Source organism: Nitrospirota bacterium, from assembly GCA_013388455.1.
GTDB lineage: Bacteria > Nitrospirota > Thermodesulfovibrionia > Thermodesulfovibrionales > SM23-35 > JACAFF01.
Genome location: JACAFF010000019.1, coordinates 1 through 25214 on the forward strand (window position 1 = coordinate 1; position 25214 = coordinate 25214).

At 34.8% G+C, this 25214-nt stretch carries 21 protein-coding genes and 2 pseudogenes; 6 read left to right on the top strand and 17 right to left on the bottom strand.

The window, feature by feature from the left end:
* Window positions 1-342 precede the first annotated feature (342 nt).
* Window positions 343-1236 carry a DUF72 domain-containing protein gene (locus HXY53_04500; GenBank protein NWF75825.1) on the top strand — a complete coding sequence of 298 codons (894 nt, stop codon included), beginning with the start codon at window positions 343-345 and terminating at the stop codon, window positions 1234-1236.
* A 34-nt stretch (window positions 1237-1270) separates the two neighbouring features.
* Here HXY53_04500 and HXY53_04505 read toward each other — a convergent pair whose 3' ends face one another.
* Both HXY53_04505 and rho read right to left on the bottom strand, forming a co-directional pair.
* Complete coding sequence (locus tag HXY53_04505) at window positions 1271-1666, bottom strand: PaaI family thioesterase (protein NWF75826.1); 396 nt, start codon at window positions 1664-1666, stop codon at window positions 1271-1273.
* Window positions 1667-1685: 19 nt separating this feature from the next.
* The gene (gene rho, locus HXY53_04510) at window positions 1686-2972 is read right to left on the bottom strand and encodes a transcription termination factor Rho (protein NWF75827.1); all 1287 of its coding nucleotides are present in this window, start codon (window positions 2970-2972) and stop codon (window positions 1686-1688) included.
* Between the two features lie 304 nt (window positions 2973-3276).
* Between rho and HXY53_04515 the strand changes: the two genes are divergently transcribed.
* From HXY53_04515 to HXY53_04535, 5 genes are all read left to right on the top strand, one after another.
* Window positions 3277-4005 (top strand): ABC transporter ATP-binding protein, encoded by a 729-nt coding sequence (locus tag HXY53_04515; protein NWF75828.1) that lies wholly within the window; start codon window positions 3277-3279, stop codon window positions 4003-4005.
* Window positions 3996-5246 (top strand): SufD family Fe-S cluster assembly protein, encoded by a 1251-nt coding sequence (locus tag HXY53_04520; protein ID NWF75829.1) that lies wholly within the window; start codon window positions 3996-3998, stop codon window positions 5244-5246. The genes HXY53_04515 and HXY53_04520 overlap by 10 nt, the downstream gene beginning before the upstream one ends.
* A gap of 76 nt (window positions 5247-5322) precedes the next feature.
* Entirely contained in the window at window positions 5323-6561 is a 1239-nt protein-coding gene (locus tag HXY53_04525; GenBank protein ID NWF75830.1) for a DUF1015 domain-containing protein, read from the top strand.
* Between the two features lie 46 nt (window positions 6562-6607).
* Window positions 6608-7612: a type I glyceraldehyde-3-phosphate dehydrogenase gene (gap, locus tag HXY53_04530; GenBank protein NWF75831.1), complete on the top strand. Its 1005-nt coding sequence runs from the start codon at window positions 6608-6610 to the stop codon at window positions 7610-7612.
* A 2-nt stretch (window positions 7613-7614) separates the two neighbouring features.
* Window positions 7615-8850: a phosphoglycerate kinase gene (locus HXY53_04535; GenBank protein ID NWF75832.1), complete on the top strand. Its 1236-nt coding sequence runs from the start codon at window positions 7615-7617 to the stop codon at window positions 8848-8850.
* A gap of 21 nt (window positions 8851-8871) precedes the next feature.
* Here the strand turns inward: HXY53_04535 and speD are convergent, their stop codons facing one another.
* From speD to HXY53_04610, 15 genes and pseudogenes are all read right to left on the bottom strand, one after another.
* Window positions 8872-9300 carry an adenosylmethionine decarboxylase gene (gene speD, locus HXY53_04540; GenBank protein ID NWF75833.1) on the bottom strand — a complete coding sequence of 143 codons (429 nt, stop codon included), beginning with the start codon at window positions 9298-9300 and terminating at the stop codon, window positions 8872-8874.
* Window positions 9301-9397: 97 nt separating this feature from the next.
* Window positions 9398-9820: a prepilin-type N-terminal cleavage/methylation domain-containing protein gene (locus HXY53_04545; protein NWF75834.1), complete on the bottom strand. Its 423-nt coding sequence runs from the start codon at window positions 9818-9820 to the stop codon at window positions 9398-9400.
* Between the two features lie 67 nt (window positions 9821-9887).
* Window positions 9888-11789 carry a tetratricopeptide repeat protein gene (locus HXY53_04550; GenBank protein ID NWF75835.1) on the bottom strand — a complete coding sequence of 634 codons (1902 nt, stop codon included), beginning with the start codon at window positions 11787-11789 and terminating at the stop codon, window positions 9888-9890.
* The gene (locus HXY53_04555; protein NWF75836.1) at window positions 11758-12717 is read right to left on the bottom strand and encodes an SDR family NAD(P)-dependent oxidoreductase; all 960 of its coding nucleotides are present in this window, start codon (window positions 12715-12717) and stop codon (window positions 11758-11760) included. Before HXY53_04555 ends, HXY53_04550 begins: the two co-directional genes overlap by 32 nt.
* Entirely contained in the window at window positions 12701-13504 is an 804-nt protein-coding gene (gene rfbF / locus HXY53_04560; protein NWF75837.1) for a glucose-1-phosphate cytidylyltransferase, read from the bottom strand. The genes HXY53_04555 and rfbF overlap by 17 nt, the downstream gene beginning before the upstream one ends.
* 8 nt (window positions 13505-13512) lie before the next feature.
* On the bottom strand, window positions 13513-14502 hold the full coding sequence (locus HXY53_04565) for a glycosyltransferase (GenBank protein ID NWF75838.1): 990 nt from the start codon (window positions 14500-14502) through the stop codon (window positions 13513-13515).
* Window positions 14499-15236, bottom strand: coding sequence for a class I SAM-dependent methyltransferase (locus tag HXY53_04570; GenBank protein ID NWF75839.1), 738 nt, complete (start codon window positions 15234-15236; stop codon window positions 14499-14501). The genes HXY53_04565 and HXY53_04570 overlap by 4 nt, the downstream gene beginning before the upstream one ends.
* 21 nt (window positions 15237-15257) lie before the next feature.
* Complete coding sequence (locus HXY53_04575) at window positions 15258-16025, bottom strand: glycosyltransferase family 2 protein (protein NWF75840.1); 768 nt, start codon at window positions 16023-16025, stop codon at window positions 15258-15260.
* Between the two features lie 18 nt (window positions 16026-16043).
* On the bottom strand, window positions 16044-17006 hold the full coding sequence (locus HXY53_04580; protein NWF75841.1) for a class I SAM-dependent methyltransferase: 963 nt from the start codon (window positions 17004-17006) through the stop codon (window positions 16044-16046).
* A gap of 39 nt (window positions 17007-17045) precedes the next feature.
* Window positions 17046-18752, bottom strand: a complete 1707-nt coding sequence (locus HXY53_04585) for a hypothetical protein (GenBank protein NWF75842.1) — start codon at window positions 18750-18752, stop codon at window positions 17046-17048.
* A gap of 302 nt (window positions 18753-19054) precedes the next feature.
* A complete protein-coding gene (locus HXY53_04590; protein ID NWF75843.1) occupies window positions 19055-20038 on the bottom strand; it encodes a GDP-mannose 4,6-dehydratase in 984 nt (327 codons plus the stop codon).
* 37 nt (window positions 20039-20075) lie between these two features.
* Complete coding sequence (locus tag HXY53_04595) at window positions 20076-21953, bottom strand: hypothetical protein (GenBank protein NWF75844.1); 1878 nt, start codon at window positions 21951-21953, stop codon at window positions 20076-20078.
* 21 nt (window positions 21954-21974) lie between these two features.
* Complete coding sequence (locus HXY53_04600; GenBank protein NWF75845.1) at window positions 21975-23834, bottom strand: tetratricopeptide repeat protein; 1860 nt, start codon at window positions 23832-23834, stop codon at window positions 21975-21977.
* 435 nt (window positions 23835-24269) lie between these two features.
* A pseudogene (locus HXY53_04605) lies at window positions 24270-24359 on the bottom strand (prepilin-type N-terminal cleavage/methylation domain-containing protein).
* A gap of 482 nt (window positions 24360-24841) precedes the next feature.
* Window positions 24842-24937: pseudogene (locus tag HXY53_04610) on the bottom strand (type II secretion system protein).
* Window positions 24938-25214 lie beyond the last annotated feature (277 nt).

A 25214-nucleotide genomic window follows, 5' to 3' on the forward strand; every position in this document is an offset into this window, starting at 1 on the left:
ATTGACCTTACGTAATTCCTTTTACTCAAAGATACAGATTGGACAATATTTCACTAATTTAAGTTATTCTGCAGTAGCAAAGATATATGAACGGTTTAAAAGAAGATTGAAAGAAGACACAAGATTAAGAAGAGAGGCTGACTGACATTCGCTTAGCGAGTTCCGTTAATGTCATGTGCCGACTTTTTATAAGTGCCCTTAATTCTTCACCAAAATTCATATCCTGCTATTATAGAAAATGCTGTAAATTGATAGTGACCTTAACGTCACAAAATACAAAATAGAGTTGCAAGTATTTCTTAGGGCATTATATTTTTTTTGAAAAGTCTGAGATAATAAAATATGATTCATGTAGGGACATGCTCATGGACAGAAAAGACGTTAATTCAAAGCGGTGAGTTTTATCCTAAAGAAGCAAGAACAGCCGAAAGCAGACTTAGGTACTATGCCCAGCATTTTGATACCGTTGAGGTGGACTCTACTTATTATGCCATTCCCGATAAAAGAACCGCATATTTATGGAACAATAGAACTCCTGAAAATTTCCTTTTTCACATTAAAGTTTATGGGGCGCTTACAGGACACGGGATTGACCCTAAAACCCTCCCAAAGGATATTTTCAATCTTCTTCCGGAAAAAGATAAAGCTAAAAGGAATGTCTATATAAAAGAGCCAACAATATTGCGCTCTGTCGCTGAAACATTCAGAGATATGCTTTATCCTCTGAGAATGAATAACAAGCTTGGATTGCTGGTATTTCAATACCCTCCGTGGTTTCACTATAAAGCAAATAACATGGAATACATTCTTTTATGTAAAGAACTAATGCAACCTTATCCTATCGCTGTAGAGTTCAGGCATGGAAGTTGGCTTGCGGAAGATGTTAGAGATTCTGTCTTTCATTTCCTCATGAAGAATAATATGACTTATGTAATAGCAGACGAGCCGCAATATGGCAGTCATGCCACGATTCCTTTTATCCCTCAATTGACTACTGATATTGCGTATTTTAGATTTCATGGAAGAAACAAGGAGAATTGGTTTAAAAAAGGCATAGCCACGTCCTTGAGATTCGCATATCAGTATTCTGACAAAGAGCTAAAGGACTTCAGGGATTACATTAAAAATATTAATAAAAGAGCAAAAGTGACCTTTGCCATGTTCAATAACTGTCACGGGGGCTTTGCCATAAGAAATGCTGTTAGATTGAGGGATTTAATAGCAGATGAAGCTTAAATTGAAAAGAACGGGGTCAGACTTGTTTAGCATCTTACTGTCTTAGCAATTTAGCATGTCCTCTGGCTATTATTGTATTGTCTATTTTCTTAACAGTCGCTGATGTTTCAATAATCTTTTTATTTATTTGTAATATTTCTGCTTCAATAATTGCTTTTTCTCCAATCAAGAGAGAATTTTTAAATCTCACATTGATTTCAGCAGTCACAGCAGGCATACCCTGCAACAAGGCAACCTTCACCATAGCCTCATCAAGAAGTGTTGATAGTATTCCACCGTGTACTATATCCTTGTAACCTTGATGGATTTTCTGAGGCATGAATTCAGCATACACTTTACCATCATGGAGATTGAACTGAATGTGGAGGCCAGAGGGATTTTTTTCTCCACATACAAAACAGAAATGGTCGTCTTCTAAAGTTTTATTCATTAAGCAGCAAGAAAAAATATTATTTGTTCATCATCTCCAGAAAGTCTTTATTGCTTTTGGTGCCCATGAGTTTACCGAGTAGAAATTCCATGCTCTCAACTGTACTCAAAGGAGTAAGGACTTTTCGCAGAATCCACATTTTATTAAGAACATCTTTTTCCACGAGGAGTTCTTCTTTTCTCGTGCCTGAAGCATTGATATCAATGCTCGGGAATATCCTTTTGTCAACGAGTTTTCTATCAAGGTGTAATTCCATGTTGCCTGTACCTTTAAATTCTTCAAATATAACATCATCCATTCTGCTTCCAGTGTCAACGAGTGCAGTTGCCAGAACGGTCAGACTACCCCCATCTTCTATATTCCGTGCAGTACCAAAGAATCTTTTAGGCTTCTGTAAAGCATTTGAGTCAAGACCGCCCGAAAGTACCTTTCCGCTTGCAGGAATTACAGCATTATAAGCACGTGCAAGCCTTGTTATACTGTCAAGTAAGATTACTACATCACGTTTGCATTCAACAAGTCTTTTTGCTCTTTCCATAACCATTTCTGAGACCTGACAATGTCTCTGAGGTGGTTCATCGAATGTTGAGCTAATTATTTCAGCTGTTGGAACCTGCCGTTTCCAGTCCGTAACTTCTTCAGGCCTTTCATCAATTAACAATATAATCAGGTGAATATCACGGTGATTTTTCTTTATTGCTTTTGCTATAGACTGAAGAAGCATGGTTTTCCCGGTTCTTGGTGCAGCGACAATCATGCCCCTCTGTCCTTTTCCGATTGGGGTTATAAGATCCATAACACGTGTACAATAATCATTACTGTCATATTCGAGTTTAATCTTTTCTGTGGGATAGTAAGGGATAAGGTTATCGAATAATGGCCTGTTGATATTTTCTTCGGGGGGTTCGTGATTTATTGCCTCTACTTTGAGTAAGGCAAAATATCTTTCACTTTCTTTTGGTGGTCTTATCTGTCCAGAAACAAGATCACCTGTCCTGAGATTGAATCTCCTTATCTGAGAAGGTGAGACATATATGTCGTCAGGACCGGGGAGGTAGCTATAATCAGGTGAACGTAGAAATCCAAAACCATCAGGTAGGATTTCAAGTACACCTTCAGAGAATACATAACCTGTCTTTTCTGTCTGTGCCTGAAGAATAGCAAAGATAAGGTCCTGTTTCCTCATGCTACTTGCCCCTTCAACATTAAAACCCCGTGCAACTGACGTCAATTCGTCTATTGTTTTTTCTTTCAATTCTGCAATAGAGACATTTTCGTTCAATAAACTTTTCTTCTGATTTTCCATCGTTAAACTCCTATCAGGATTTTTTCTCTGGTGGTTTTTCTAACCCGGAAGGACTATGCCTATCCAGGGAGGTTAATACGATTTATAAAGAAGTTTTTTTCTTAAAAATACAATACAAAAACTAAAACAATTTTGTCAATACTTGTTTTTTAACGTATTATTTTAAAAATTTTGTTTACATTCTACCTCAATTTGTATAAACATAAAATAAATTAACCTGAAAAATGTAATTTAACTCATTGTTTTACTGAATGTTTAATGAAAGCTTATAGCTTAACAAAATAAAGGTGAGAAAATGGATGAAATGTTAAAAACACAGGATCTTTGGGTCTCTGTTGGTAACAGGCAGATTTTGAAAGGTGTCAATTTTTCAATGAGATATGGGGAGATAAACGTCTTATTTGGACCTAATGGAGCCGGGAAAACTTCATTTATGATGACGCTTATGGGATTCCCAAGATACAAAATCGATCAAGGGAAGATATATTTTAAAGGTGAAGATATAACAGAGAAAGATATTTACGAAAGGGCACGGATTGGACTTGGCGTCTCTTTTCAGAGACCTCCTACTGTCAGAGGCATTACTTTGAAAAAAATTATCGAGATAATCACACATAATAGTGCAGATAAAGGTAGTATTGAAGAAAATATTATAAAACTTAAACTTTCCGAACATTTAGATAGAGGACTAAACGATGGATTTTCAGGAGGAGAGATGAAAAGGTCAGAACTCCTTCAATTAATGGTGCAAAGACCTGATCTTGTTCTTATTGATGAACCAGAGTCTGGTGTTGATATTGAGAATATTGCACTGGTTGGTGAAGCGATAAATTCTCTTCTCGGAAAAGATAAGGTAAAAGATCCGAAAAGAGGTGCTATAATTATAACTCATACAGGATATATCCTTGATTTTGTTAATGCTGATAAGGGATATATAATTTTTGAAGGGAATTTTGTCTGTGGAGGGAACCCAAGGGATATTCTTTCAGAAGTAAAAAAGCATGGATATAGAAGGTGTGCTGAATGCCGATAAGTGAGAAATATCTTAATCAAATAAAAGAAAAGGCTGAACAAGCAAAAGAAAAAAAAGCGGTTTTTGGTCCGGATATTGATCTGTCGATTTATTCACAACATATAGAGAGAGGAAAGATAGAGAGTCTCGAAAGTCTCTCATATCAGGCCAAAGAAGCAGCAATTCTAACCGGAATCAATCTAAAAGAAGAATCACGCTCAGGTTCATATTTACAGATTGATCAGTCTGTGGTTTATGAGAGTCTTAATAAAGCATACGAGGGACAACTCGAAATCATGAGCACAACAGATGCTTTATTAAAATATGAATGGATGGAAAAGTATTTCTGGAAATCCGTCCCTATTGATCAAGATAAATATACGGCTCAGGTAGCTCTTAATATGACGCATGGTTATTTCATAAGGGTTTTCCCGGATCAGAAACCAAAATATCCTGTGCAATCTTGTTTGCTTGTTGCAGAAAACTATGTAAGTCAGAATGTGCATAATATTATAATCGTTGAGGAAGGAGCTGAACTTCAGGTCATAACCGGCTGTACATTATCAAAGAACAATGCTGAAGGAATACATCTCGGGATTTCTGAATTTTATGTAAAAAAGGGAGGCAGGTTGTTTTTCACGATGATCCATAACTGGGCTGAAAATTTTCATGTGAGACCCAGGACATGGGCTGTTATAGAGGATGATGCATCATTTGTAAGCAATTATGTTCTCCTCAAACCTGTCAAATCCATTCAGGCCTTCCCCGTAGCTTATCTTAAAGGAGACAGAGCTTCAGCAAAGTTTAATACAGTTGTATATGGTCTTAAAAACTCATATATTGATCTCGGCTCAAGAATAATCCTCGAAGGAAAAGATACAAGGGGTGAATCCATTGCAAGAACAATAGCAGCTGACGAGAGCACTGTCTACTCAAGGGGAGATCTTATAGCAAAGACAAAAGATTATTGTCTGGCTCATCTTGATTGCAGGGGCATTCTATTCTCTGAAAGGGCTAAGATTTATGCTATCCCGCAGCTACTTTCAGAAGGTGCAACGAAAGCTGAATTGTCCCATGAGGCTTCTATTGGTCCTATAGCCGAAGAACAGGTTGAATACTTAATGTCAAGAGGTATAGCGAGGGAAGATGCAGTATCTGCAATCACTTCAGGATTTCTTAATCTGAATATCCCTTATATCCCGGATTTTCTCGATAAGAATATTAAGGAGGTTATAGCAGCTACCGCCAAAGAGGCCCTTTAATTTAAATTTGGTTGATAGACATGCTAAGATAGAAAAAATTTTTTCTATATATATCTAAATCAACGGAATCTGTATCATGGCAAAAGTAATCCCGTTCAAGGGAATTCTTTACAATACGTCTAAAGTTTCAATAGAGGATGTCTTAGCTCCTCCATACGATATTATTACGCCTGAATATAGGGAAGCGTTATACATGCAGAGCCCATATAATATTGTAAGAATAGATTTTGGTAAGGAAGAAATAGGAGATAATGAAATAGAAAATAAATACTTAAGAGCCAGAAGATATTTTGATGAATGGATGAAAGAAGGCATTTTCATTCAAAGTAAAAAACCTTCTTTCTATGTATATGAAATGTCTTACAATATTCATTCTGAAACAAAGAAACTTATTGGATTTCTCGGCCTTGTAAAACTCGAAGAACTGGGTAAAGGAAGTATCTACCCTCATGAGTGTACACATGCTAAACCGAAACTTGACAGGTTAAACCTTATGAGATCTTGTGAAGCTAACACAAGTCCCATATTCTCATTATATAAGAGTTCAGAAAAAGGTATCTCAGACGTGCTGTTGGGTATCTCCCATGAAAAACCTTATATACAAGACATAGATATCTCCGGGGACGTTCACAGGCTTTGGGAGATTAATGATAGTGAGAAGATAAAGATAATTCAAAAAGAACTTAAGAACAAAGCTGTCTTTATTGCTGATGGACATCACAGATATGAAACAGCACTTGAGTTTTATAAAGAAAAAAATATTAATAAAATGTCGTCAATAGATGAACCATATGGTTATGTTCTTATGTTTCTGGCGAATATGCTTAGTGAAGGCATAACAATTTTACCGACGCACAGATTGTTGAAAGAAATCCCCGAGGATTTGAACAAGATGTTACCACAGTATTTTGATATCGAACCTGTAAAAGATAATTTTGATATAAGAAAAAGACTATATGATAAAAGGAGAGTTTTTGGTTTTTTTTACAAGGGGAGCAAGGAGTGGTATGTCCTCCATTACAAGGAAGGGGTTTTATCAGAAATACATCCTGACCTGAGGGAAATTGATGTTATAGTACTCCACGAGTTGATACTGAAAAAATTATTTCACACTGCTGATATTGGATATGATATGGATATTAAGAGCACCATCGATAAAGTTCAAAATGGAGAATTTGTTGCTGCCTTTTTCCTTAACCCCACAAGGGTTGAAGATATAGAAAAGGCAGCTCTTTTATCATTCAGGATGCCTCCAAAATCAACATATTTTTATCCAAAACTTTTGACAGGTATGGTTTTAAATAGATGGGGGTAATGAAAAAACGAATAATTTTTATAACTTTTAAACAAAGGAGGTTTTTATGTCCTTGAAAGTGGCAATAAACGGATTTGGAAGAATAGGAAGAAATTTTTTCAGGACATGCAGAGAATATAGTGAAATAGAGATTATTGCAATTAATGATCTTACAGATGCAAAGACGCTTGCCCATCTTCTTAAATACGACTCAGTACATAGAATTTTTGATGCTGACATAAGAGCAGATGAAGGAAGCGTGAAAATTAATGGTAAAGAAATAAAAGTATTTGCTGTTACTGAACCTGAGAAACTTCCATGGAAGGATCTTGGAGTGGATATTGTAATTGAGTCAACAGGAAGATTTGTGGATAGAATCTCAGCTTCCAAGCACCTTGATGCTGGAGCAAGATGGGTGATCATTTCTGCACCAGCAAAAGAACCTGATGTAACTGTCTGCATGGGTGTTAATGAGGAAACCTTAGATCCGACAAAACATAAAATTATATCGAATGCATCGTGTACTACAAACTGTCTTGCCCCAGTTGCAAAAGTTATACATAATGAATTCGGGATAATAAAAGGGCTTATGACAACAATACATTCATATACAAATGATCAGCGGATACTCGATCTTCCACACAAAGATTTAAGAAGGGCGAGGGCTGCTGCACTTAATATGATTCCAACTACTACAGGGGCTGCAAAGGCTGTCGGACTTGTTCTGCCAGAATTGAAAGGTAAACTTAATGGAATAGCGATGAGGGTACCAACCCCAAATGTTTCTATCGTTGATCTCGTTGTTGAATTGTCAAAAAGTACGACAGCAGATGAAATCAATGCATCCTTGAAAAGAGCATCTGAAGGTCAAATGAAAGGTATTCTTCAGTATTCGGAAGAGCCTCTTGTTTCGACTGACCTCAACGGGAATGAATCTTCATCTATCGTGGATGGTACACTGACGATGGTGCTTGAGGGAAATATGGCTAAAGTTTTTTCATGGTATGATAACGAATGGGGCTATAGTTCCCGTTTGAGAGACCTTATTTTATACATCAACAAGAGGGCATAAAAATGAAAAAAAAGAATGCTGTAGAACCATTGCCAATTAAGGATATTTTCAATAAACTCACGATTGAGGATATTGATATTAAAGGGAAAAGGGTTTTCATCAGGGCAGATTTTAATGTGCCTCTCGATGAGAATCTTCAGATTACAGATGACAGAAGAATACGATCAACCCTCCCAACTATAAATTATGCTATAGATGAAGGTGCAAAAGTTATAATCTCATCACACCTGGGAAGACCAAAAGGGAAGGTTGATTTGCGATATAGCCTTGCTCCTGTTGCAAAAAGACTTCAGCGGCTCCTTAATAAAGAGGTTGTTTTTGCTCCAGATTGTATTGGCAGTCAAGTTGAAAAATTAGTCTCTAAGATGAAAAATGGGGATGTTCTTCTTTTAGAAAATCTTAGATTTCACGAGGGGGAAGAAAAAAATGATGAAGAATTTGCAAGGTCATTAGCAAGGCTTTCTGATATATATGTAAATGATGCTTTTGGTGCAGCTCACAGAGCACATGCATCAACAGTCGGTATGACTAAATTTCTTAAATCTGTTTCAGGATTTCTTTTGAAAAAAGAGATTGAATACCTCAAAGGAGTTGTTGATAATCCAATAAAACCATTTGTGGCCATTCTTGGAGGGGCAAAGGTTTCAGGAAAAATTGGAGTTCTCGAAAATCTGGCTTGTAAAGTTGATAAGGTTATCGTAGGTGGTGGTATGGCATATACATTTATAAAATCTATGGGTTATGAGATAGGGAACTCACTCGTTGAAGACGAAATGCTTGAGACTGCTCAGAGGATTTCTAATAAGCTGAAAGAAGCAGGGATAAAACTTTATTTGCCGGTCGATTGTGTTATTGCACAGAATACCGAACCAGGAACCGTAATCAAGATTGTCCCGATTATTGAAATACCAAGAGGCTGGAGGGCTCTCGACATCGGGCCGGCATCTGTTAAACTTTTCTCTGAAGCAATACAAGATGCGAAAACAATTTTATGGAACGGTCCGATGGGTGTGTTTGAAATAGATGCTTTTTCGAGGGGCACATATGAAATTGCCCATGCAATTTCAGAAGCTTATGCCTTTACGATTGTTGGTGGAGGTGATACCGACCTTGCGGTGCATCGAGCAGGGGTATCAGATACAATTTCTTTTATATCTACCGGTGGAGGTGCGTCACTTCAGCTTCTCGAAGGTAAAGAACTACCTGGTATTGCAGCCTTAACGGACCGGGAAGATTAGAGAAATATTTTTATTTCCCTCTTACCGTGCAATCGCTTGATAACATGGTGTTTCTACAGGAGGTATATCAGGTATCTTGTGTGGTAACTTCTCGTTTTCATGCGAAAGTATCCCTCTTTTTAATTCTACAATCGATGGGTTTTTACACTCTAATTTTTTTACTAAATATGAAGCTGCTATTTCTGGTCTGAGTGTTTCACCACATGTGAAAATATCAACTGCTGCATAGCCATATTCAGGCCACGTATGAATTGTTAAATGAGACTCTGCTATGACAACGACACCGCTAATACCAAATGGTTGAAACTCACGGAAGGAAATGTCTATTATAGTAGCTCTGGCCTCTTTTGCTGCTGAGACCATTAAATCTTTGACCTTTTCAAGGCTTTTTAGAATTTCAGGATTGCAATCCTTTAATTCAACTAATAAATGGGTACCTAAAGCATACAATTCTCTACCCCCCTTCAAACGTCAAAATTTAAATACTTGAGATTTTAAAAATACAGAAAATTTGAAGATATTGTCAAGAGAATTTTAAAAAATTGCGTTAAAAGTTTCTGTTGTTATTGCAGTCTATCCTGAACGTATCTCCTGTAACACGTGTTCCATTATTTCCGAAAGCACTTGCTCTAAAACATGGGGTTTGAGCTACACCATTTATATTAATATTTTGCTCTATACAATAGCTAAAACTAAGACCAGTGCCAGGTCTGAAACCCGGGATAACTGCTTGTATCGCTGCTATATTGTCATTATCTGGATTGCATGTTCCGAGATTTCCAGTATATTGACCATTTTCAGCAAAAAATTGCTCTTCCAAAAGCCTCAGATTTTCAAGATTACTGTATGCTTCGCTTCTTGTAGCTTTTTTCTGCTGGCCGATATAAGCAGGGACTGCAATTGCAGCAAGAAAGCCAATTATTGCCAGAACTATAAGAAGTTCAATTAATGTAACTCCTTTTTTATTCATTTCAGCCCTCCTCGTCTTTATTGAAAATTATAAAACAATTTATCACATTTTTGAATTATTATTTATTTCATTTCTTCTTGGACAGTGCGAGGGACAAATTTGAACGGAGATGGGGGTCATCTCTGATTTTGAGACCTTTTTCGAGTATCTTAATTGATTCATCGAATCTTCCCATTTTTATATACTGAAGGCCAAGATTATTATATGGAATGACAGATGATGGTAAAATTTCGATGGCTTTCTTGAAGGCAGTAACAGCCTCTTCATCTTTGCCTGTTTCACTATATAAAATGCCAATAGAGTTAAAGATTTCCATATGAAGCTGTGGGGTTAATTCACAATCGAGAGCTTTTCTGAAATATATTAAAGCATTTTCATATTCCCCAAGTTTATAATTAACGTAGCCAATATTATAATAGGTAAAGGCATAATTCTGATTTATCATTAATGCTTTTTCAAATTGTTCCATGGCCTCAGTATATCTTCCTTCATCTCTAAAAATAGCTCCAAGTTCATTATAAGCCCTTACATTAGTCGGAGCCTTCTTGATAACATCTGCCCAGAGTTTCTGCGGATCTTTCCAGATGGTATTCCGGTAGTATGTGCTAATTGAAAGCGATAATATGATAAGGATGACTAAAAAAACCTTTATTTTCAATCGACTAATTGTGTAGTCTGCCAAAGATATGCAGGCAATGAAAAAACCTATAGAAGGAAGATATAATCGATGTTCAACAATCACATCTCTTATGGGAATAATACTTGATTCAACAGAAAGTGTGATGAAAAACCAGAAAATGCCAAAGGAGATCAGTCGAAAGTGAAGGGCTGAATATTGATTGCTGATGGATTTCAAATCGTGTTTTTCATTCCTTGAGCGATAAAAAAGATAAACGGCCGCTGAAGCTATTATTAATAAAAAAAGAAATGATAATAATACATGCATATTCAGTAAAGAATGATATATAGGAAACCGATAATCGAGATTTTGATTGACAGGTAAGATTAGTAGACGCAGGTATGTAACCACAACTCTGAACTGAGTAAAGAGATAATCAGTGCGTTCAATTACAGGGGTTTCTTTCGAGAACTTATCTGCGTCCTCAAGAATATTTTCAAAAGGGGAATTGATATTGAGTATACTGAGAGGTATAATGAGCATTGTAAGTAGCAGGGGGAAAAGATACAGGAATCTCCTCCATTTCAAAGTTGCCTTAAATCTGATTGAAGGATTATAAAAAAAAGAAAATTCATAGAGAATAATGATGACGGGCAGAGTGAAAGCTATTTCCTTGGTTTTCATCGCGAGAACCGCAGAAATAAAAGAAATAGCATACAGGGTATATGGTGTAGCCGCAAGCTTTAGCCTGCGAATTTGAATTTCACACCCTCTCCCTTCCCCTCCTCCCTTGAGGGGGAGGGAGGTTTTTATGAGTCTCCATTTTATATACATAATGAGAGAAAGAAGATAGAACAATGTTGTCATAGAGGTTGCTCTCTGTGCTATATATGTTACAGCCTGTGTCTGAATCGGATGAGATATGAAAATAAAGGCTGATGAAAAAGCCAAAAAATATCTTGAGAAATTAACAGACTCATTTTTTATGTAATTTCTAAAAAAGGGCGTATTAAAGGTAATAATAATAAGATAGTAAATAAGAAGTGCATTTATGATATGAATTAGATTATTAATAAGATGATATCCAAAAGGCTTTACCCCACTCAGAGCAAAATTAAGAGCAAAACTCAGCATGGTTATATATCGGGTATTAGAATGTTTCTTCAGTGTAGTTTCGAAATCTTTAATTGTTTCATTGTCTATGACTGAAATAAAATCGTCAAAAACAAATGGGGCATTAAGAATATTTGAATATATGATTAAACCTAAAAGGACAAGAGCAAATAAACCTAATGTTGAATAACGTGATTTGTAAATTTCAGGCTGATTTCTCAAAGAAGTTAGTTTCATACCAGCTAATTGTTCTTTTTAGCCCTTCATACAGGTCAATAGTTGGAGACCAGCCAAGAAGCCTCTTAGCCTTTTCATTATTGCAAAAAAAGTGTTTTGTCTCTCCTGGACGTTTGGGCAGAGCGCCGATTTTCAACTGTATAGGATTCCCCATCATACGCACTATCATCTCTGCCACATCTCTAATTCTGTATTCAATACCATTGCCAATATTTATTACTTCTCCTATGGCTTCTGGAGATTCTACAGCAAGGATATATGCATTAACAATGTCATCCACATAATTGAATTCCCTTGTTTGATCACCTTCTGTCATTGGGAAGTCCTTTTTGTCGAGACAATGTTTAATAAGAGATGGAATAAACATATCAGTATCCTGTGAAGGTCCATAGGTGAGCAAAGGCCTTAGTATAACAACAGGCAGTTGCATTGTCTTGCAAATCATCTGACTGAAATATGTAGCTGCTACCTTACTGGCTGAATAGGGTGAGACAGGGCTTTCTCTTTGATTTTCATTGAAAGGTGCTATACCATCTCCGTATTCTTCAGAACTCCCTGTGCTTACGAAACAGTCAATATTAATATTTTCCTTTATCACTCCCTTTAGAATATTGATTGTGCCTTTTAAATTTATATCAATCATTTGTTCAATTAAATCAGGGTCTCTATTTACATTACGAAAAGCAGCAAGATGAAAAATAATCTGAGGCTGAACGTGTTTCAAGCAAGTAGACACCTCGGATAAGTTTCTTATATCACCATACCATAAATTAATATATTCTCTAATGTCTTTAATTCTGAAAAGATTGCTGTTTTTCTTTAAAAAAATATGAACATTTGCTTTTTCGCTGAGTAGTTTCCTCGTAAGATGAGAGCCAATGAATCCAGTAGCTCCTGTGACAAGTACAGTTTTATTTCTTAAATTCATCTCCCCAGACTTTCCATGGTATATCCCCGCTATCCCAGTATTCATTTAATAGATTCATATCTCTTAAAGTATCCATACACTGCCAGAAACCGTCATGTTTGTAGACCATAAGTTCTCCATCCTTTGCCAGTCTTTCCAGTGGTTCCTTCTCTAAAGTGCAATGATCATCATCCGAAAGATAACTAAACATATCCTTGTTGAATACAAAAAAACCGCCATTTATTAATCCTGCCCCAACCTGCGGTTTTTCACTGAATTCAATCACCTGATTGCCGTCAGCGACCAATTCGCCAAAACGAGATGGTGGCTTTACCCCGGTAACAGTAGCAAGTTTTTTATGGGAAATATGAAATGTGACTGTTTTTGCAATATCAATATTAGCAACCCCATCTCCATATGTTAGAAGAAAGACATTAGTATCAATATATTTTTCAATACGCTTGACCCTTGCTCCAGTGAAAGCCTTTAAGCCGGTATCAGCAAGGGTAACTTCCCAGTCATCTGCGCTATGCTGGTCATGGATACGAATATCGTTATTGTTATTAAGTTTAATAGTAAAATCGCAATTTCTTATCCTGTAATTAAGAAAATAATCTTTAATTATTTCACCCTTATATCCAAGGCAGATAATAAAGCGTTTAAATCCATAGTGGGAGTATATTTTCATGATATGCCATAAGATAGGTTTTGTTCCTATTGGAACCATTGGTTTTGGTATGAATTCAGTCTGCTCTCTCAACCTGGTTCCTAAGCCCCCTGCTAAAATAACAACAGGAAAATTTTTCATATTATCCCTCAATCCCTCCGTATATTTTCATGGAAACTTTTATCATTGAAGTCATGATTATATTTTTCTCTCACAATAAATAAAGGTCTCTTTTTTATCTCGCTATATAATCTTCCAATATATTCACCAATCAAGCCGAGGAAAAAAAGTTGTAGTCCTCCCAGGGCAAGAATAGGGAGCAAAGTGGAAGCCCAACCTGGTATAAACTTATTGGTAAATAATTTTATATATAAAACCCATAAGGCAAAAAGGAAAGTAAAAAAAGATATTAAAATGCCAACTACAGATGTTAATCTCAATGGAAAGTATGTGAAGGAGACAATTCCATCAACAGCAAGGGAAAATAATGAAGAGATGTTGAATTTTGAATGTCCTGCTTTTCGCGCTTCCCTTTTATATGGCACTATAGCGTACCTTGACTCCAATTGTAAAATCATAGCCCGTATAAGGCGATTTCTCTCGGGAAGGGCATTAAATTCGTCAACCAGTGCTCTTGACATCAACCTGAAGTCACCATGATTATGTACAATCTCCACTCCCATCAGTTTCATTAAACGGTAGTAATTTTCTGAAAAAATTCTTTTCAAAAAAGAATCAGTTGAGCGGTCTTCACGTACACCTAAAACAAGATCATATCCCTCTTTAAAAAGTTTTATCATCTCTCGGATCTTTTCAGGAGGATCCTGAAGATCAGCATCAATAGTTACAGCAGCATCACCTTTTACATGAAAAAGTCCTGCAGATATTGAGCCCTGGAAGCCGAAATTTCGCCTGAGAACAATAATCCGGGATCGGGGGTCATTTCTGAAAATTTTTTTTAATTTTTCGAGAGTATTGTCAGTTGAACCATTATCTACATATATCAACTCATAATCCATAATTTCATTTTGCGTAATTAAATTATTGAGATTTTGGCTTAATCTATTATGAGAAGATTCAAGAACTTCCTCCTCGTTATGACAGGGAACAACAACAGATAATAATTTAATAATTCTCATACTTTTTTAGCCAGGACAAAAAGACTTACTCCAAAAGGGAAATTTATTCCAGCTGATAAAAGTCTGTTTTCGAATTTAATCATAATTTCTAAAAATTTATTAATAAAAGTATTTACCTGAAATAATTGATCACCATTTTTTTTTGAATTATTGAATAATAATCGTTGAGAAAGCCTTATAATACTTGTTGGTATAAATAAAAGAAAATTCCAGTACGAAATTCTCTCAATTTCGAAACATGCTTTACTTAAAATCTTTTTGAGTCTAAAACTGGAATATCTTCTGAAATGATGATTCACTTCATCATGTTTGCTCCATAAAAAATTAAAAGCTGGAACGAATATCAATAATTTGCCATGTGGTTTTAATATTCTATGCCATTCAATAAGTGCCTTTTCATCATCTCTTAGATGTTCCAGAATATCAGAAGCAATAATAAGATCAAACAACTGATTTTTTAACCCAGTATTTTCTGCATCAGAGACTAAAACTTCATTAAGTCCTTTATTTTTACAAAGGTCAATTGCCTCTTTACTAATATCAATACCATTTACATTCACAAAACCATGCCTCTTTAAAGATAGCATAAGCGGTCCACCCGAACATCCAACTTCTAATATTTCAATGTCTTTTCGTGCCTTCATTATTAAATGAATTATAATATCCCTTCTGCCAATGAACCACCAGTAATTTTCTTCTAATCCGTGATACTTTGAAGCATATAATACATCCATTGTTAATTAGTTTAACAGAATTTATTTTCTATTTTCCCTGCTTATAATATCTTTTTTAAAAATAGTGAAGCTCATGATACCCAATTTATGAAATAGATATTTCATCGTAGTAAATAGGACACCAAATCCATAAATAACACTCTTTTTAAAGTTTATAGAAGATGCATCTCTAAAGTATCTTGTCGGACAGCTTATTTCCCCTATTCTGAAGCCAAAGGAGACAGCTTGAACAAGAATTTCGTTATCGAATACAAAATCATCAGAGTTTTTTTCGATAGGCAATGTTTCGAGGACTCTGCGATTGAATGCACGAAACCCTGTATGATATTCAGAAAGTTTTGCCCCGAGAATAATATTTTCAATTAGTGTGAGGATTCTATTCGCAATATATTTATACAATGGCATACCTCCATTTAGAGCCATCCCCCCGAGTATTCTCGACCCGAGCACAATATCGTAATGTCCTGATGCAATCATTGATGCCATAGCAGTTACAAGACGGGGGGAATACTGGTAATCAGGGTGTATCATAACAACTATGTCTGCTCCATGACTTAATGCTTCACGATAACAGGTTTTCTGATTACCTCCATACCCCCTATTTGTACTATGAATTATTGTTCTAATATTCAATTCTCCAGCAATTTTTACTGTTCGGTCTGAAGAGCCATCATCAACAAGAATAACCTCATCTACATATTCATGAGGTAGTTCTTCATATGTCTGAATGAGGGTTTTTTCAGCATTATAAGCAGGCATTACTACAACTAGTTTTTTCCCAAGAATCATAGGTAAATACAATTAAATTTATTCTTTAATGGCAAATATCTCAACAGTGCCTCCTCTTTTTAATACAAAGGACTCGAATAATGAAAGTGCGATAGATAAAGGCACATATAATGGAATAGCCATAAATGTGAATAATATATGCCAATGATTAATATCTTTAAACAGCTTACTTCTGATTGAGGGTCTTTTAAGTATATTAAAGAGAAGATTTTTTTTGATACCGGAGACGTTCAATAATGTTTGTAACCATCCAAAGGGATTATATTCCAAATCAAATCGTCTTATTTTTAGGATTCTAAAAGAATTATTTTCCAATAAACGGATTAATCCAGGCTCAGAAAAATGATAAATATGATAAGGAATATCGAGATGAAACCATAGATGTTTTCCAATAAAAGCCTGAAGGCTTTCGAAATTTGGGACAGCACATACAAAAAGGCCATTTTTTTTCAGCAATCTTCTGCATTCAATTATCATATCAAGTGGATTTGTAAGATGTTCAAGTACATGATTCATTGTGATTATATCAAAACTTTTATCTGAAAACCCCCAGTCAGAAGGATGTCCACTCTTGATGTTCAAACCATAAACCCTTGAAATATTCAGAGCGGTTTCTTTATTGAATTCAACTCCTGAAACACTCCATCCCCTGTTCTTCATGATACTCAGAAAAAGACCCCTTCCGCACCCAATATCAAGTATACTACCCTTTGTAAAATACTTCTCTAATCTTTTTTTCCTCTGAAGCCTCGAGATATAAATGAGTAATTCTATAACCGTATTGAATCTCTTGCCATCCCATGTTCGATAATTTTCGGAGTCATAGAAACTTAAAATCTCGGGCCCAGAAGGCACAGGGATTGTCATGCCAATCCTGCAATGTTTGCAGAAATAAACACTATAAAACTTGCCCTCTTTTACTGTTTTTTTAATAGCAGAAGAGCTTAAAATGTTATTGCAAATACCACAGATATTTTCCATAAAAAATTATTTATTGATTCCTTATTAAATGGTACCACTTCATTTATTAGAGTTCACTTTATATACCACATAAGATTTATTTTTTAACTTCATTGTCAACATTGATTCCTGACTAAGAATATCAGCATATGCAGATGGAGCATAGACATAATCCACTTTATATTTGTTTAAAATTACAGACCTCTTGATTGAATCATATGGATTGAAAAATACTACTATATCCCGTGTCCTTTCCAGATGTTCTTTTTCTCCTATCCAGTCTGGTGTGAATGAGAGAAACAGGTTTATAACTGATGGTCTGCCGGCAAAATTTGAAGCAAGAGAAGGACCAATTTCATCAGGATGAATTGGGGGGTGGAGAACAGTCGAACCAACAGGAGTGGACTTAAGATATTCGGTTACCTCTATAGCATCAGAATCAACTGTATGATAAATATTAGCAGAGCGAAGAACGAAGAAATGAACTGAAGTGGGGAAAGCTGTCATTACTACAGCTATTGTCAATAAGTATTTTTTCCAGTTCCTGCTTATTCTTGAGAATAGATAAGGGAATAAAATCCATGCACACATAAAAGACTGTTCTGCAAAAAAGTATGCTTTGTTTACTTCATGTTCTGGAGGACCTATATATACAATTTCTGCTACAAGGAATCCTGATATGCTAAAGAAAATGATAAAAAATAATACGGGATCAAAAGATTTTTTATTAAAACATCCTTTTATAAGATAAAAACCAAATGACCGTGCTCCGTAAACACAAAGTAAATATAATGGAAATATTAAACTTAATAATAACCACGATACTTGTGAATATCCAAGCATTGTTAAAGAACGCCGGAGACCATTAAGCATGTCAAAATCTAAAACATCAACGCTTTTTGCCATAAATGTAGAAAGTTCAAGTATTATTGCTACAGCACTGATTGTCATTGCCGTACAAAAATGTATCCATTTTTTTTTGTCTTGAAAAAGAAAAACAGAAACAATACCAGTCAAAAGTGCTGTGGCAATTAAATGAGGACCCATTGAACTTTTAAAACCATATGCTGAATATCCGAGAAAAGATAAAATTATTAAATAAGATCCTCTACCGTTTTCATTATATTCTTTCATATAAAATATGAACAAAAACATTATAAATAGAGATGGCAGATAACCGTTAAGGGTCATAAGGGACCATATGGTTGTTGAAAAAATCCATGGTTTTCCGGAAGATATATCGAACAATTCAGGAATGAAAGAAAGATCTGAACCAAAAAAAAGCATACAGGTAAAAATGCCCAAGAATTGCGAATTAAAATTTCTTTTTATAAAACTGTAAGGTATAAAAATAAGAAGAACAAAATAGAGAAGTGGAAAATAAAAATATGTGAGCTTCAGTGTATCAATTGAAAAAAACCTGTAAAACATCTCTATCTCAAGATGCATATTTAGATGATAATGGGAGAAATCATGCCCGCTTGCATAGGGAAATAAAGGTGGATACATATCCTTCATCATGTTTATTATTCCGAGATGGAAAGAGGTCTCGGTTAGTAGAGTGTTCCGTATTTTAAAGCCTCCGTTATAAAAGATAATATCAGTAAAATAACTGAAGTGAAGTAGTAACAGTATTACAACAACGAGAAAGAATAGAGGTAACACATTTTTTGATGATGAACGAATAAAAATTCTTTTATACTTTAAATCTTTATATAAAAGAAAGAGCCAGAAAAGAAATGTAACAAGGTAAATTGATAATAACATTTCTGGTATGGAGAGAATCCTGAAGAATTTATAAAGTAATGGAGTAAAAGCTGCTCCAAATGCTACTGAATGAAAAAGCCTAAGGAAAAAGTCCTCTTCATAAAAGTCTATAAACCTCAGTAAAATACTGCCTGGTATAAAAAAATAAATGAAGATACCTAAAAACCACAGGAATGAATCTCTAATGGAAATTGCATAAGATATTTTAAAAAAAAAAGTTATTAAAAGTAAGAAAGATAAGAGAATTAGGTGAACAATTAGTCCCTCATTTTTTCTATATTTAAACATTGATATCGAAATATTTATATTGTAACTGTTGCGAAATAGTTTTCATACCATTTTATAGTCTCTTTGAGTCCTTCTCTTAAAGAAAACACTGGCTTCCAACCAAGTATCTTGCGAGCTTTTTTCGAAGAGAGATATTGCTTTAAAATCTCACCTTTCGCTTCATTAAGTATGACAGGATGCAAATCCGAACGCTCCATCAAAGTAAGAAGTTCCCCTGTTATTTCTAATACAGTCATAGGGGTATCGTTTCCGAAGTTAAATGTATGACCAATAATTTTTTCATTATCCATTTTTTCTGCTAAGCAGAGATATGCATTTGCTGCATCTTTAACATAAAAATAATCTCTCACGTATTTGCCATCACTTCTAATAATCGGGTTTTCTCCATAGTATATTGAGCGTATTGTCCCTGGAACAATACGATTAAAATTGAGATCTCCACCTCCAAATAAGTTGCCGCATCTTGTGACACAGACAGGGATTTTATAATAATGAAAGTACATCTGTGCAATTAAATCAGCACAACTTTTTGAAACATCGTATGGATATTTCCCCTGTAGTGGCATATCTTCGGTATAAGGAAGTTTTTGATGTTCGCCGTATGCTTTGTCACTTGAAGCAACTATTATTTTCTTTATCTTCCTGTTCCGCCTGCATGCTTCCAATAAAGTCCATGTTCCTCTAATATTTGTCTCGAATGTTGAAAGAGGGTTATTATTTGCTATAGGCACAATTGTCTGAGCAGCAAGATGAAAAACAATTTCAATTTCATATTCATTTAATGCACGTTCGATTAAATAAAAATCTTCTATATTCCCTGTTACGGTGGTTATTTTCTGGATAAGTCCATCGTGGTAGATCCTCGATTGAGGAACATAATCTCTTAAAAGTCCTATCACATTGGCCCCCTTATGGATTAATTCTTCTACAAGCCATGAACCCAGAAGCCCGGAACATCCTGTTACAAATACATTTTTATTTAGCCAGTTTTTTCTCATTTTTATATTTTACAAATCAACTCTTACTTTTATATAACTAATTTCCCCTTGCCTTTTGCTTTAAAACGAGATAAGCATTGCAGAAATTGGCTACAAGGTCATTTTGATCAAGTTCGAGAGCAGCATCTATCATTTTTTTTGCGTCGTTTTCCCGCCCTTTCATCATGAAGGCAAAAGCAAGACTTGAATAAGGTGTAGAAATAGTAGGTCTTTGACTGACAGCCGGCATAGCCTCAAAGATTATTTCGTCGTACACTAATGTTTTCGGTAATTTGTATTGTTTTATAATATCAGAATACTTTTCAACATCTTTTATGAAAATAAGCATAGTTCCATCAAAATATATTAGAGACCATTCATCATCCTGAATAAGTCTGAGAACGATTGGATAAAGCTCTTTTGTAAAATGTGAACATGCTTCATGGACTATGAGATTAATATTATATTTTTCAAGCAATTTTTTCCACAGTGGCTTATAATTCTTTGTGATAGGGACATTATTTCGAGAAAAAACTTCGATTCTTCCCATCTCATCTGGAACAAGAGATATTATGGCATTTGTAAGGCCTACATAAGTTGGCTGTTTATAATCATCAAGTGTATAAGCTATTACATCAGTATCATGGACAGCTTCTAAGCTGATAAAACGAGTATCATTGAAAACTTTATAATAAGGATAAAGCCTCCATATAAAATAACTCCCTTTATTATGTTGATTAAACATATTGGCATCTATCTTGTTAGCGAGAAGAAAACTTGCTGCACCTTCTGGATATCTTGATGTATCAATTCCAAAAAGTTTCGAATAGTTTTTCAACCCAAAGACAATAGTAAATGTGAAAAATATTAGCAGTAAAAAAAACATTATTGAATTTACCCTTAACTTTTTTATTGAATCTATGTTACTGAAAAACGTGTATTTTCTTGAAACAGGAATTGAAATTGCAACAAAAAAGGGGATATATCTGATAGAGGTGAAAGCAGCAACAGAGGAAAAGATAATAAGAGAAAGGGAAGTTATATCTAAAGATTTTGACCTGAAAAAATTTAATGTTATAACAATAATTATATACCCAAAAATAAAAAAGAATGAAAGAATAGAAATTCTATTCCCATAGTGAACCCCCATCTCCTTTATAGGACTTATATATTCTCTATTTTCACTATATAACCAATTCGCATAAGTATGAGAGTTCAAGGCTTCCAGCAGTTGCCCATTAATACAGGGGTTAATATAAGAAAATACTATCGCAAGGAATATTGTAATAAGTAATGTAAGAACTGCTTTTTTTTCTAAAGGCTGACCAAAAGTAGACTTGCTTATAAGTATTTTAAAAGATTCTGTTAATGCATAAATCAAGATAGCAGCGATACCAAAAACAAAGCCGGCGTGCATGTTAGCCCAAATGAGCATAAGAGGTGGAATAAAGAACAGGGGCATTTTTGAAGCTGGATTTTCCCTGAATCTTTCAAGGAGCAAGATCAGGATAATCATAAAGAGAAAGGAAAACGATTGAGGTCTGTCAAGTTTGGATGCTTGAAGCATAATCGCAATAATAGATGCTAAAAATAAAGCTTTATAAAAGCCTTTCTTTCGAAGAAAAAACCAGATAATAAAAACAAATGATGAAAAAATAATAGCCCTAAGCAGAATGATACCAGCTGAACCAAAAAGAGAGTAGAGTTTATAATATATAATTTGAGTAATCCAGTACTGCGAAAGTGTAAATTTTTCCCTATCAGTCTTAATCCCTTCCCCATAGAAAGAAAAGGGGTCATCTGATGGTATCGCTCTATGCTGATAAATATATTCTCCTGTTTTAAGATGAAAAGGGAAGTCAGGACAAACAATTGGCCCTAAAAAATTAATAAATACTGCTAAGCAAAAGAGGCCTATTAATATCTTTTCTCTCACATGTTTAACCAGAATTATATTTTAATCACTTTTTGGTTGCTCTTTTTTTGTTTTTATCTCTAATTCAATCTGAGCAATCTTTCTTTGAATACTTTTATCATCCGGCATCCTTTCCAGAGCATATTTATATGCCTTTAGAGCATCTTCTGATCTATGCATTCTATAAAAAACATCACCAAGCGATATCAATGAGCGAGGATTTGTTTTATTGTTTAGTGCTCGACTGGCTCCTTGATATATTATTGTATTATAAACTTCTTCAGTTGGAATTCGGTTTTTTTTAATAATATCATTGTTGCGTAAATTGTTTTTTACAAATATTACACTCATTTCGTCACTATATACAGGAATCCAGTCATCACTTTCGATAAGTTCGAAAATTAATGGATAAATTTGTGAAATTGGATTTACAACCGATAGCACTATATAGTTTATATCGTAATGATTAATCAGAACTTTCCACAAAGGGTTATTTGACTTTCCTTCGATGCTTTTGTCAACATCACTCATCATCAAAGCATTTATAATCCAGCCGTATTCCATCTTTACAGAGATATTTAGTGCACGTGTATCTATAAAAGTTTTTTTATATGGATAGAGTCTCCATGATATATATCCACCATAACCATAGTCATTAAACATGTTGCCTGAAAGATTGTTTTTTTCAATAAAATTGACTGCTCCAACTGGAACTGAATAATTATTCGCAACTTCAAATTGAAATCCGTCATGTCCATATATATTACCTGCAAAAAAGGCTACTGATGAAAATAATGCAACGAATGACAATATAGTTATAATCTTTTGATAATCGAATTCTGAAAATCTTTTTTTTATTAAACTTTTCATCAAAATATCAAACTCATTACCTAAAATCATGGAACCTAAAATCACATAGTAAATCATAAATCTGCGTGCTGAAATACTCGGAATAAGAAATATTAAAAGCACAATGAGATGGGATAAATATATTTTCTTCCATCGTAGAAACAGGATTATTGGAAAGAGAAAAACAAGAATTACATATTCATATGGTAATGGATATATTTTTGATTTATAAAAAATAAATGGGGAGAAATATTCCTGAATATTCTCATGTATTATTTTATATTTAAAAGGGATATTTATTGAAATAAATAATGCATCCCAGCCGGTTGGGTTGATAAAAGAGACAGCGATTGAAAGGATTGAGACGATATAGAATATAAAGATTTCCTGCTTTGTATAATCACTCTTTTTTAGGAAAAAATTAATTCCTTCTCCAAACATAAAAGCAGTGATAATACCTATTCCGATGATGAACCCTCCGTGCAAATTGCACCAAAAAAGCATCAGGGGAATGAGCAATACTATCCGCTTTTTCCTATTTCTTCTGAAATCTTCTAAGAGAAAAAATATCAGAGCAGTAAAAAGTATCGTGAAGAGAACCGGACGTTCCCCTGTAGTTTTAATAGTAGCTATGAAAACAATAAAAGTAAATAAAAATGCAATTGGAAAACTTACAGACCATCGCTTGAGTTGCCAGAAAACTATTATAAGTAGTATAAGAAGAAGGAGACTTCTTAGTATGATAATGCCTGCTGTGCCTGAAGAATTGTAGATTAAATAAAAGATAATTTGACTGAGCCAGTATTGTTTTAAAATGAAGTTTTCCCACTCAGGAAATGGATTTTTATTTTCTTCGAGTATTGAAGTAAAGCAAAATGGATCTTTTTCAGGCAGGGTTCCTGAAGTTACTATATATCTACCATTTGCAATATGCCACCAGAAATCACTGTCCCATAAAGGAGTGGAAAGATAATTAAGTGCGAATGATAAAAAAAGAAAAATTATTGCTGAAAGTTTCAATATTTTAAGAAAGGCAGAATTATCAGAATTCATAAATGAAGAGACTTTTTAATCAGCGGAGATAGTTTTTCTATACATTGAGTTTCCTTGTTTATCTCTTGCTTCGAGGATTATCTGTCCTGAATTAGCAGAATGATTACATGAAATCCTGCCATTAGTTGTTGCATTGCTTGATGCAGCAGTAGTCCAGAGGCTCGTTGCTGTTGGATTCCATGGAGAATATTCTGGATTCATATTCCAACGTGCCTCAATATAGCGGGAGCATAGCTGATTTGCACCAGTTAAATCCTGTGCAAGGTCAGTATTTGTTGCATCATTACTATCAATTATGCCATTCCCATTTGAATCTACTTCTCTCAAAGTACTATTCCCCCTTCTTGCTGACTGTAGCCAACCCTGAATTTCAGCTTCTGCTGATACAACAGCCCTCTGAACAGAGCCCTTTCTTCCTCTTTCCTGCATTCCAATATAACCAGGAATTGCAATTGCTGAAATTATACCTATTATAGCTACAACAATTAGTAATTCAATAAGTGTGAACCCTTGCTGTCTTTTCATAAATTCTTGTAATTTTTAAAAACAAAAGACCCTACTATAGTAGGGTCTTTTGTTTTCTTTACAATTTTTTAGTCAGCAGCAATAACTTTTCTATAAAGCTGTGTTCCCGTTTTGTCATATGCTGTAAGGATAACTTGTGGGTCGGTTGTGTTATGCACACAGCTAATACGGCCATTGGCAGTTGCATTAGTTGCAGCTGTTGTCCACAAGCTTTCTATCGCATTCCATGGTGAATATTCGGGATTCTGTGCAAATCTTGCAGAGATATAATCAGAGCATATTCCGTTGGCTGTAGTTAAGTCCCCTGCAAGGTCAGAATTTGTCAGATCATTACTGTCAACTATGCCGTTTCCATTTGAATCAACTTCACGAAGTGTGCTTCCACCCCTTCTTGCTGACTGTAGCCAACCTTGAATTTCAGCTTCTGCAGCTACGGCAGCCCTCTGGACAGAGCCCTTTCTTCCTCTTTCCTGCATTCCAATATAACCAGGAATTGCAATTGCTGCCAGAATTCCGATGATTGCTACGACAATTAGAAGTTCAATGAGGGTGAACCCTCTTTGCTCTCCTTTTTTCATTTTGTAAACAGTTTTAAACATCTTACCCCCTTTTACTATTGTTTACATTTTTAAACTACTATCCGGAGACCTTTTTATAAAGTCACTATTTTTTACATCACCTCCTTCTTTTTTTATTGTTATTATTGCAAACTTTATACCATACCCTTAAATCGGGTATTCATTGAAAAAGTATACATAAAAAAATTAAAAAATACAAGTCAATCAATTACTTTTATATATATCTTATGAGAAAGCTTTAAGTTTTTCTGAAGAATAGTAGATATAAAAAGTAGGA